This is a genomic window from Mycobacterium sp., from assembly GCF_035506235.1.
Lineage (GTDB): Bacteria > Actinomycetota > Actinomycetes > Mycobacteriales > Mycobacteriaceae > Mycobacterium.
In genome coordinates this window covers 22,210-32,098 of sequence record NZ_DATJPU010000197.1, presented here as the reverse complement: position 1 = coordinate 32,098, position 9,889 = coordinate 22,210, and the positions used below count along the sequence as shown (strand labels likewise).

11 protein-coding genes are annotated in these 9,889 nt (G+C 70.4%); 8 read left to right on the top strand and 3 right to left on the bottom strand.

Features of this window, described 5'->3' with window-relative positions; translation table 11 throughout:
- Nucleotides 1-1,260 (top strand): acyl-CoA carboxylase subunit beta (locus VMD50_RS18625; RefSeq protein WP_325429433.1); only part of this gene is annotated, 1,260 nt, incomplete at its 5' end.
- Between the two features lie 21 nt (nucleotides 1,261-1,281).
- On the opposite strand, the gene VMD50_RS18620 is transcribed toward VMD50_RS18625, so the two are convergent.
- A complete protein-coding gene (locus tag VMD50_RS18620) occupies nucleotides 1,282-1,632 on the bottom strand; it encodes a PE-PGRS family protein (RefSeq protein WP_325429431.1) in 351 nt (116 codons plus the stop codon).
- Between the two features lie 90 nt (nucleotides 1,633-1,722).
- Here VMD50_RS18620 and VMD50_RS18615 point away from each other — a divergent pair, with 90 nt between their 5' ends.
- From VMD50_RS18615 to VMD50_RS18605, 3 genes are read left to right on the top strand one after another with little or no spacing between them, the layout of a single operon-like run.
- Complete coding sequence (locus tag VMD50_RS18615) at nucleotides 1,723-2,490, top strand: SDR family oxidoreductase (protein WP_325429430.1); 768 nt, start codon at nucleotides 1,723-1,725, stop codon at nucleotides 2,488-2,490.
- On the top strand, nucleotides 2,487-3,671 hold the full coding sequence (locus VMD50_RS18610) for an acyl-CoA dehydrogenase family protein (RefSeq protein ID WP_325429428.1): 1,185 nt from the start codon (nucleotides 2,487-2,489) through the stop codon (nucleotides 3,669-3,671). The genes VMD50_RS18615 and VMD50_RS18610 overlap by 4 nt, the downstream gene beginning before the upstream one ends.
- Complete coding sequence (locus tag VMD50_RS18605; RefSeq protein WP_325429426.1) at nucleotides 3,668-4,783, top strand: acyl-CoA dehydrogenase family protein; 1,116 nt, start codon at nucleotides 3,668-3,670, stop codon at nucleotides 4,781-4,783. The genes VMD50_RS18610 and VMD50_RS18605 overlap by 4 nt, the downstream gene beginning before the upstream one ends.
- On the opposite strand, the gene VMD50_RS18600 is transcribed toward VMD50_RS18605, so the two are convergent.
- Nucleotides 4,732-5,229: a PAS domain-containing protein gene (locus VMD50_RS18600; protein WP_325429424.1), complete on the bottom strand. Its 498-nt coding sequence runs from the start codon at nucleotides 5,227-5,229 to the stop codon at nucleotides 4,732-4,734. The genes VMD50_RS18605 and VMD50_RS18600 overlap by 52 nt on opposite strands.
- A gap of 521 nt (nucleotides 5,230-5,750) precedes the next feature.
- Here VMD50_RS18600 and VMD50_RS18595 point away from each other — a divergent pair.
- The gene (locus VMD50_RS18595; protein ID WP_325429422.1) at nucleotides 5,751-6,995 is read left to right on the top strand and encodes a glycosyltransferase; all 1,245 of its coding nucleotides are present in this window, start codon (nucleotides 5,751-5,753) and stop codon (nucleotides 6,993-6,995) included.
- Here VMD50_RS18595 and VMD50_RS18590 read toward each other — a convergent pair.
- Nucleotides 6,990-7,724 (bottom strand): dienelactone hydrolase family protein, encoded by a 735-nt coding sequence (locus tag VMD50_RS18590; protein WP_325429420.1) that lies wholly within the window; start codon nucleotides 7,722-7,724, stop codon nucleotides 6,990-6,992. The two genes, VMD50_RS18595 and VMD50_RS18590, sit on opposite strands and share 6 nt — an antisense overlap.
- A gap of 42 nt (nucleotides 7,725-7,766) precedes the next feature.
- Here VMD50_RS18590 and VMD50_RS18585 point away from each other — a divergent pair, with 42 nt between their 5' ends.
- The 3 genes from VMD50_RS18585 (at nucleotide 7,767) to VMD50_RS18575 (ending at nucleotide 9,840) form a co-directional block, all read left to right on the top strand.
- Nucleotides 7,767-8,567 carry a thymidylate synthase gene (locus VMD50_RS18585; RefSeq protein WP_325429418.1) on the top strand — a complete coding sequence of 267 codons (801 nt, stop codon included), beginning with the start codon at nucleotides 7,767-7,769 and terminating at the stop codon, nucleotides 8,565-8,567.
- A complete protein-coding gene (locus VMD50_RS18580; protein WP_325429416.1) occupies nucleotides 8,564-9,049 on the top strand; it encodes a dihydrofolate reductase in 486 nt (161 codons plus the stop codon). The genes VMD50_RS18585 and VMD50_RS18580 overlap by 4 nt, the downstream gene beginning before the upstream one ends.
- A gap of 89 nt (nucleotides 9,050-9,138) precedes the next feature.
- Nucleotides 9,139-9,840 (top strand): cell division protein DivIVA, encoded by a 702-nt coding sequence (locus VMD50_RS18575; protein ID WP_325429439.1) that lies wholly within the window; start codon nucleotides 9,139-9,141, stop codon nucleotides 9,838-9,840.
- Nucleotides 9,841-9,889 lie beyond the last annotated feature (49 nt).

Below are 9,889 nucleotides of genomic sequence, written 5' to 3'. Positions count from 1 at the left end.
GCGGATCGTTTCGGAAAGGCGGCGGCCGAGGCCGTCGTGGTGTCCTACGACTACACCGTGCTGGCCGGAACCCAGGGCATGCGCAATCACGCCAAGACCGATCGCGTGTTCGCGCTGGCCACCCGAAAACGCCTGCCGGTGGTGCTGTTTGCCGAGGGCGGGGGCGGCCGGCCCGGCGACACCGACGTCGGCGGCGTCGCCGGGCTCGACGTGCCGACCTTTCGGATGCTGGCCGCGCTGAGCGGGCGGGTTCCGTTGGTGTCGGTCGTGTCCGGCCGCTGCTTCGCCGGCAACGCGGCGCTGGCCGGGGTGTGCGACGTGATCATCGCGACCCCCGACGCAAACATCGGCATGGGCGGGCCGGCCATGATCGAGGGCGGCGGCCTGGGGGTGTACCCGCCGGAGGCGATCGGGCCGATCGACGTGCAGCGGCGCAACGGCGTCGTCAGCCTGGTCGCCCGCGACGAGGCGCACGCCGTATCGCTCGCCAGGCAATACCTCTCGTATTTCCAGGGCTCCCTGGAAAGCGGGGCCGACGGCTGGGCGGCGCCGGATCCGCGGCTGGCTCGACATGTGGTGCCGGAGAACCGATTACGGGCGTACGACGTGCACCGAGCCATCGCGTCGGTCGTCGACGTCGGTTCCGTGCTGGAGCTGCGGCCCGACTACGGCGTCGGGATCGTCACCGCGCTGGTGCGCGTCGAGGGGGTGGCATACGGGCTGATCGCCAACAGCACCCACCACCTCGGCGGCGCGATCGACGCCGAGGCCGCCGACAAGGCCGGCGACTTTCTCGCCCTGTGCGAGTCGTTCCGGTTGCCGGTGATCTCGCTGTGCGACACGCCGGGATTCATGGTCGGGCCGGACGCGGAAAAGGAGGCCGCCGTCCGCCGCTTCGGCCGGATGTTCGTCCTGGGCGCGAGGCTGACGGTGCCGCTGGGAATGATCATCCTGCGCAAGGGTTATGGGCTGGGCGCGATGGCGATGGCCGGCGGTTCTTTTCGCGCGCCGCAGTTCACGGTGGCCTGGCCGACCGGGGAGATCGGCGGGATGGGTCTGGAGGGCGCCGTGCACCTCGGTTTCAGCAAGGAGCTGGCGGCCGAGGCGGATCCTGTTGCGCGCCAGCAGCTGTTCGACAAGCTCGTGGCGGCGGCATATCAGCACGGGAAGGCGCTGCGCTCAGCGACCACGTTCGAACTTGACGACGTCATCGACCCGGCAGACTCCCGGGCCTGGATCACCAGGCTGCCGGGAGGCTGAGGGTCCCTGAGGGTTGAAGTGTTATCCGTGGCCCGAACCGCAGCCGACGCCGGGCAGGCAGCCCGTGCCGCCCGGGACGCCGCCGGGACCGGCGAACTGGCCGCCGGAGCCGCAGCCGACGCCCGGCACGCAGCCCTGCCCGCCGGGGCCGCCCCCGGGTCCTTGGTTCTGGCCCCCGGACCCGCAGTTGCCGTTGGCGTCGCAGCCGCCGCCACCCGGGTCGTCCTTGAAGACGACATGCGTGGGCGCGGGGCCGGCCGGCGCCGCTGCGGAAGCAACCGAATCGGTGACGGCGATCGGCGCGACCGCGATCGCCGCGGCGGCCGCCCCGCCCATCACCAGTCTTTTCGTGAGGGTTAATTTCGTGAACATGCGGGTCGCATACCACGTACACACATGTGTAAAACATCCTTGTAGCCAACGGCGAATAGTTCGCGTTCGCGCGACGGAAGGCATACCGCGATGACCTCACTGGATTTGACCGGCCGTACCGCGATAATCACCGGCGCGTCGCGCGGAATCGGGCTGGCGATCGCCCAGCAATTGGCCGCGGCCGGCGCCGACGTGGTGCTGACCGCCCGCAAGCAGGAGGCGGCCGACGCCGCCGCGGCACAAGTCGGCGAGAAGGCCGTCGGCGTCGGCGCGCACGCCGTCGACGAGGAGGCCGCGCGGCGCTGCGTGGATCTCGCGCTGGAGCGCTTCGGTCGCGTCGACATCCTGGTCAACAACGCGGGAACGAATCCGGCGTACGGTCCGCTGATCGACCAGGACCACGCCCGGTTCACCAAGATCTTCGACGTCAACCTGTGGGCCCCGCTGCTGTGGACCTCGCTCGTCGTCAAGTCATGGATGGGCGAGCACGGCGGCACGATCGTCAACACCGCCTCGATCGGGGGCATGCACCAGTCGCCCGCGATGGGATTGTACAACGCCACCAAGGCCGCGCTGATCCACGTCACCAAGCAACTGGCACTGGAACTTTCGCCGGGCATCCGGGTCAACGCGATCTGCCCGGGCGTGGTGCGCACCAGGCTGGCCGAGGCGCTGTGGAAGGACCACGAAGATCCGCTGGCGGCCACGATAGCGCTCGGGCGCATCGGCGAGCCGGCCGACGTGGCGGGCGCGGTCGCCTTTCTGGTCTCGGATGCGGCGAGCTGGATCACCGGGGAGACGATGGTGATCGACGGCGGCCTGCTGCTCGGCCCCGCGCAGGGGTACCAGTCCCAATGAGTGCCGAAGCAGACCTGGCGGCGCGGGTCCGGACACTGCTCGACGAGCACGACCCGGCCACAACCGAACCGCGGGAATTCCTTGGCGCGCAATACGATGCGGGGCTGGCCTGGGTGCACCTGCCGCACGGCTTCGGCGGGCTGGGCCTGTCGCGCAGGGCCCAGCAACTCGTCGACGCCCAGCTCGCCGCCGCCGGTGCGCCGGTGGGCGGCACCGTCAAGAACTACATCGGCATGGGCATGGCGGCGCCGACGATCGCGGCGTTCGGGACCGACGAACAGAAGCGAAGGTTTTTGCGCCCGTTGTTCACCGGCGAACAGATCTACTGCCAGCTGTTCAGCGAGCCCGGTGCCGGCTCGGACCTGGCCGGGGTGTCCACCCGCGCGGTGCGCGACGGTGACGACTGGATCGTCAACGGGCAGAAGGTGTGGACGTCGCAGGCCCAGCACGCGCAGATGGCCATCCTGGTCGCGCGCACCGACCCGACCGTGCCCAAACACTCTGGCCTGACGTACTTCCTGTGCGATATGACCCAACCCGGCGTCGAGGTCCGGCCGCTGCGCCAGATCACCGGCGAGGCGGAATTCAACGAGGTTTTCCTCACCGACGTCCGGGTCCCCGACGCCAACCGGCTCGGCCCGGAGGGCGGCGGCTGGCGCGTCGCGACCACCACGCTCAACAACGAGCGCATCGCCATCGGCACGCGCGCCGGAACGCCGCGGGAAGGCGGCCATATCGGTAAGGTCACCGCGGCCTGGCGAAAAGAGCCGACGCTGCGCAACCCCGCGATGCACGACGAGCTGATGCGGCTGTGGGTCGAGGCGGAGGTCCTGCGGCTGGCCGGTGAGCGGCTGCGCCAGCAGGCCAGCATAGGTCAGCCGGGGCCCGAGGGTGCGGGCATGAAGGTGGCCTTCGCCCGCCTGGCCCAGGCGATCTCGGGATTCGAGATCGAACTGCACGGCGAAGCCGGGCTGCGCTACGACGACTGGACCATGCGCCGACCGGAAACGGTCGACCTGGTCGGCCGCGAGCCCGGCTACCGCTACCTGCGGGCCCGCGGCAACTCCATCGAGGGCGGCACGTCGGAGGTGTTGCGCAACACCATCTCCGAGCGGATCCTCGGCCTGCCGGGCGAACACCGCGTCGATAAGGATGTCGCGTGGAAGGACCTGCCCCGATGACCGGACATGGCGAGCGCGACTTGTTGTACTCCGACACCGAGGAGGCGCTGCGCGACAGCGTCCGTCACCTGTTCGCCGACCGGTGCCCGCCCGAATCGGTGGCCCGAGTCTATGGCACTGAGCCGCGGGACTTTTCAGGGATCTGGCGGATGCTGGCCGCCGAGCTGGGGGTGGCCGGGCTGCTGGTGCCCGAGTCGCTCGGCGGTGCCGGCGCGGGTGCGCGCGAGGCCGCGGTGGTCATGGAGGAGATCGGGCGGGCCGTCGCCCCGGTGCCGTTCCTGTCCAGCGCGGTGCTGGCCACGGTCGCGCTGCTGCGCGCCGGCGACAGCGAAACGGTGTCCGCGCTGGCCCGGGGTGAGCTCACCGCCGCGCTGGTCGTGCCGCTGTCCACCGCGCCCGGCGATGCCGTCGCGGCCGTCACCGCCGGCGGCAACGGTGTGAGCGGGCTGAGCGGACTGGTCGGCAGCGTCGCGGGTGCCGGGGAGGCCGACGTGCTGGTGGTGCCGGCGACGGGCCCCGACGGGCTCGAGCTGCACACCGTGCCGCGGACGGCGCCGGGCGTGCAGGTGACGCCGGTGCTGGCGCTGGACATGACGAGACCGCTTGCCAGCGTCAGCTTTTCGGGGGCCGCGTCGTCACGGGTCGGCCCGGCGGCATCCGCCGTGGCGGAAGCGCTGCGCACTGCGGCGGCGCTGCTCGCGTCCGAGCAACTCGGGGTGGCCCAGTGGTGTTTCGACACGACGCTGGCTTACGTCAAGCAGCGCAAGCAGTTCGGGCGCGCGATCGGCTCCTACCAGGCGATCAAGCACCGGCTGGCGGACCTGTGGTTCGAGATCGGCGCCGCGACCGCGGTTGCGCGGTACGCCGCCGACACGTGCGCCCGCGAGGACGACGATGCGGCGACCGCGGCGGCCATCGCGCAGGCCTACTGCAGCGGCATCGCCGTGCACGCCGCCGAGGAGTGCGTGCAACTGCACGGTGGCATCGGAATGACCTGGGAGTATCCGGCGCACCTGTACCTCAAGCGCGCCAAGAGCGACCAGCTGGCGCTCGGCACCGCCTATAGCCACCGGGCCCAGCTGGCCCAGTTGGTAAACCTGCCGATCTCGTGATCGGGCGCGTCGGTTTTGACCCACAGCTCCTCGGTCCGGTCGTGGAAGGTGACCAGCGCCACCGTGTCGTCACGGCGTCGCATCGCCGACTTGCTCATGCTCGCCCACACCGAGTGACCGGCTTTGTGCCGCAGCTCAACGAGCCGCTTGGCGCCCGTGCCGACCAGCGTGACCCAGGGATCGTCGGCCGGCGGGCTGCGAAAGATGTCTTCGAACTCCATCTGGAGAAGCTCGTCGGGGGAGTGGCCCACCATGTCGCAGAACGAGCCGTTGGCGAACAGGATGGTGCCCGCGCGGTCAACCGCCAGGGCCGGAGCGGGCAGCCGTTCCAGGACGAGCAGGGCCGGCATTCGCTGGAGTTCGTCGATGGGCAACTGGTCGGGCGGCCTCGGGCTTCGGCGCTCGACCCGTCCACCGTTGGCGGCTCTGGGAATCTTTGCGATCACGGTGCTCCCGTCGTCGCCCTCGCATATCGCCCCGAAAGCGGGAAGTCGCGCTCATTTTCTGAACGCGATGACAGCAAATGTTATGGGAAGGGCCGTGACAAGTCCACCGTCCCTGCTCGTATTAGCTATTTGTCACATGCCAAATAGATTCGTGCTGCAGTCCAGCGCATCGGCACCGGGTTTCTTAGCACGGTTTATTAGCTGCACGCCCGATCACGGCATCGTTGGAACGGCGGGCCACTTGTCGTTAGCAAATTCGGTTACGCACCACCGCTAACACGGTGAAAGCCTCATTCACCGGCAGTAACCTCCGGCAGCAACTTACTCGGCCGGAGTTCGCTAACTTCGCCCGGGCGCCGGCGCGGACAACAGGCAAATTGCTTGCCTACCACGACGCCGAGCGGCCGGCGACGGTCAGGCGATGTTTCGCTCAGAACGATCGAAACCGTTTCGTCCGGCAAACGCACCGGCCGCCCGCCGCGGGCTCCCCGGGGGGTGCGGCGCTGCTGCACAGTGGCCAAATGCGCGTGTTGCTCTCGACATACGATTCGCGGGGGGGTGTCGAGCCGCTGGTCGGCCTGGCCGTGCAGTTGCAGGCGCTCGGCGCGGAGGTCCGCATCTGCGCGCCGCCGGACGAGGAGTTCGCCGAGCGGGTGGCCGGACTCGGTGTGCCACTGGTGCCGTTCGGCGAGTCGGTGCGCGCGATGGTGACCGGCGCGACGCCGCCGTCGGAGGCCGATCTGCGGCGGCACATCGACGAGCTGATCGCCGCGCAGTTCGACACGGTCGCCGCGGCGGCCCAGGGGTGTGACGCGCTGGTGGCGGCGGGCCTGTTGCCGGCCGCGGCGGGCGCCCGCTCGGCGGCCGAAAAGCTGGGCATCCAGTACGTATACGCGAGCTATCACCCGGCGGACCTGCCGTCACCGCACCACCCGCCGCCGTCGTTCTGGCGCGCGCCGCTGCCACCGGGCATGGTCGACAACCGGGTGCTGTGGGACCTGGACGCCCGGAACGCGAACGCGCACTTCGGCGTGACGCTCAACCGACACCGGGCCGCGATCGGCCTGTCGCCGGTCGACAACGTCCGCGGCCATGCCCTCACCGACCGCCCGTGGCTCGCGGCGGACCCGGCCCTGGGCCCATGGCCGGAGCCGGCGGACCTCGATGTGGTCCAAACCGGCGCGTGGCTGCTGCGCGACACCCGCCCGCTCCCCACGGAGTTGATGAAGTTCCTGGACGCCGGCGCACCGCCGGTGTACGTGGGCTTCGGCAGCATGCCCGTGCCCACGCTGGAGAGCATCGCCCGGGCGTCCATCGAGGCGATCCGGGCGCAGGGCCGCCGCGCGCTGCTCGCCCGGGGCTGGGCCGGCCTGGCGCCGATCGACGACGGGGACGACTGCTTTGCCGTCGGCGAGGTCAACCAGCAGGCGCTGTTCGCCCGGGTTGCCGCCGTCGTGCACCACGGCGGCGCCGGCACGACGACGACGGCCGCCCGGGCCGGCGCGCCTCAGGTGGTGGTGCCGCAGGGGGCCGACCAGCTGTACTGGGCGCGCCGGGCCGCCGAGCTGGGCATCGGCACCGCGCTGGTGGGAGCGGCGCCGACGACGGGGACCCTGTCGGCGGCCCTGGCGACCGCCCTGACGCCCGAGACCCGTGCGCGAGCCGGCGCTCTGGCCGGCCAGATCCGCACCGACGGCGCGGCGGTGGCCGCGACACTGCTGCTCGAGACGATCGCCGCGGAAGGCTCCGCCGGCCTGGCGCTATAGCGCCGAACCGAACACCTCCGTCATCGCCGCCCAATGGCGCTCGTCGGCGGCGGGGTCATAGGGCGGGTTGTCCGGGACCGCGAACCCGTGGGCGGCCGGGTACCACTCGATGGTGTGTTCCACGCCCGCCGCCGTCAGCGCCTTGTCGAGCTGCTCGCCATGGTCGGCGGTGAACGACGCGTCGTTTTCGGCGCCGCCCACGTACACCGTCGCGGTCATCCGGTCGGCCAGCAGGTGCGGGCTGTCCGCCCCGTCGGTCACCCGCCCGCCGCCGTGGAACGACGCGGCGGCGGCGACGCGGTCGCCGAGGCGGCCGGCCACCACCAGCGAAGTCCGGCCGCCCATGCAATAGCCGCACACGCCGAAGCGCTGCCCGGACACCTCGGGGCGGGCGGCCAGGTAGTCGAAGAAGGCGCCGGCGTCGCTGGCCATCTTGTCCGGCGTGATGCTGCCGATCATCGAGAACAGGCGCCCGCGTTCCTTGGCGTCGCCGAACACGGTGGCCATGTCGAACGGGGCCCAGTCGCCGCTGCGGTAGTACACGTCGGGAAGCAGCACCGCGTAACCGAATCCGGCCAGCTTGGCGGCCATCTGGTCGAAGGTGTCGCGCACCCCGCCGGCATCGACGTACATGACGACGCCGGGCCACGGGCCGGATCCTTCGGGGGTGAACAGGCCGACGGGGCACGTGCCGTCGGGAGTGGTGACGCTGTCGGTGATCTTCGGCATGGCCTCCGTTCTACTCCCCGCGATCGCCGCTAAGCTGACCGCGTGTCGATCCCGACCCCCTACGAGGACCTGCTGCGCCTGGTGCTCGAGCGGGGCGCGGCGAAGTCCGACCGCACCGGCACCGGGACCCGCAGCCTGTTCGGCCAGCAGTTGCGCTACGACCTGTCGGCCGGCTTCCCGCTGCTGACCACCAAGAAGGTGCATCTCAAGTCGGTGGTCTACGAGCTGCTTTGGTTCCTGCGCGGCGACTCCAACGTCGCGTGGCTGCACGAGCACGGCGTCACCATCTGGGACGAATGGGCAAGTGACACAGGCGATCTCGGGCCGATCTACGGCGTGCAGTGGCGGTCGTGGCCGACCCCGTCGGGCGAGCACGTCGATCAGATCAGCGCCGCGCTGGAGTTGCTGCGCACCGACCCGGACTCGCGGCGCATCATCGTGTCGGCGTGGAACGTCGGCGATATCCCGCAGATGGCGCTGCCGCCGTGTCACGCGTTCTTCCAGTTCTACGTGGCCGACGGCCGGCTGAGCTGCCAGCTGTATCAGCGCAGCGCGGACCTGTTCCTCGGGGTGCCGTTCAACATCGCCAGCTACGCGCTGCTCACCCACATGATGGCGGCCCAGGCCGGTCTGTCGGTCGGCGAGTTCGTCTGGACGGGCGGCGACTGCCACATCTACGACAACCACGTCGAACAGGTCCGGACCCAAGTCGGCCGCGAGCCGCGGCCCTACCCAGAACTCGTTCTGGCGCACCGGGATTCGATCTTTGACTACACCTACGAGGATGTCGTCGTGAAGAACTACGACCCGCACCCGGCGATCAAAGCGCCCGTCGCTGTATGACGTCCCTGGGTCTGGTGTGGGCTCAGTCGACGTCCGGTGTCATCGGCCGTGGCGGCGACATCCCCTGGCGGGTGCCCGAGGACCTGGCCCGCTTCAAGCAGCTGACCATGGGGCACACGGTGGTGATGGGCCGGCGAACCTGGGAATCACTGCCCGTCCGGGTCCGGCCGCTGCCGGGCCGCCGAAACGTCGTGATGACCCGGCAGGCCGACTTTCGGGCCGACGGAGCGGAGGTCGTCGGTTCGCTCGAAGCCGCGCTCACGGAGCCCGAGACGTGGGTGATCGGCGGCGCGGAGATCTACGTGCTCGGGTTGCCGCTGGCCACCCGCTGCGAGGTCACCGAGGTCGACATCGACCTGGCGCGCGATGACGAGGACGCGCTGGCCCCGGCGCTCGACGAGGCGTGGCTGGGTGAGACGGGGGAGTGGCAGGTCAGCCGCACGGGGCTGCGCTACCGGTTTCACAGCTACCGTCGGGCCTGAGCGCCCGCGTCGGCGCCCATGACATACTCGGACGCGGGGTCGGTATCGCCGGGGATTTTCACAGACGTTGCCAGGAGGGGGAATTGGCAGTGATAACCGAACCCGCAAAGACCTTCACGCGGATGTTCAGAGGCTACGACCCGGCCGCGGTCGACGCCCACATCGAGATGTTGGCCACCAAGCAGCAGTTGCTCCGCGACGACGTCGAGAGCCTCAGGGCCCGGCTGAGGGAATCCGGCGAGGAAGCCGCAGCCCTGCGCAAGGAGATCGCCGTCCTCACGGAGACCTCGACCTCGCCCCACGCGGTGCAGCAGCGAATGGCCAAGATGCTGCGGCGCGCGGTCGACGAGGCCTCCGAGATGCAGGCCGAGGCTCGGGCCGAGGCGGAGGCGCTGATCGCGGCGGCCGAGGCCGAGGCCGAGGCCGCCCAACGCAAGCGCGATGAGGTGCTGGCGGACATGGCCGAACAGCGAAAGGCCATGGAAGCCGAGTACGCGGAGGCCAAGAACAAGCTCGAGGACGAACTGGCCAGCATGCGCGCCGACGCCCAGCGAGCGCGCGAGCAGCTCCTCGGCGACGCGAAGCAGGAGGCCGATCACTATCGCGACAAGGCCCTGCGCGCGGTGGACGAGGCGAGCCAGCAACGGATCAGGATCCTCGAGCAGCTGATGGGCGTCTACCGCGACCTGGAACCGGTCCCGGGCGCGCTCGAGTCGGCATACGAAGAACGAAAGAATCCGCCGGAGGCGGGCTCCCTGGTGTCGGCGGACGGGAAAGTCAGCACGGGGTGAGCCCGGTCGCGCCGCCGCCGACGGTGGCCGGAAAGCCGGTATTCTCGGC

What these genes read in the sequence shown, in the direction of transcription:
- VMD50_RS18620 (WP_325429431.1), bottom strand. Translation starts at nt 1,632, where the DNA reads ATGTTCACGAAATTAACCCTCACGAAAAGACTGGTGATGGGCGGGGCG.
- VMD50_RS18615 (WP_325429430.1), top strand. Translation starts at nt 1,723, where the DNA reads ATGACCTCACTGGATTTGACCGGCCGTACCGCGATAATCACCGGCGCG.
- VMD50_RS18610 (WP_325429428.1), top strand. Translation starts at nt 2,487, where the DNA reads ATGAGTGCCGAAGCAGACCTGGCGGCGCGGGTCCGGACACTGCTCGAC.
- VMD50_RS18605 (WP_325429426.1), top strand. Translation starts at nt 3,668, where the DNA reads ATGACCGGACATGGCGAGCGCGACTTGTTGTACTCCGACACCGAGGAG.
- VMD50_RS18595 (WP_325429422.1), top strand. Translation starts at nt 5,751, where the DNA reads ATGCGCGTGTTGCTCTCGACATACGATTCGCGGGGGGGTGTCGAGCCG.
- VMD50_RS18590 (WP_325429420.1), bottom strand. Translation starts at nt 7,724, where the DNA reads ATGCCGAAGATCACCGACAGCGTCACCACTCCCGACGGCACGTGCCCC.
- VMD50_RS18580 (WP_325429416.1), top strand. Translation starts at nt 8,564, where the DNA reads ATGACGTCCCTGGGTCTGGTGTGGGCTCAGTCGACGTCCGGTGTCATC.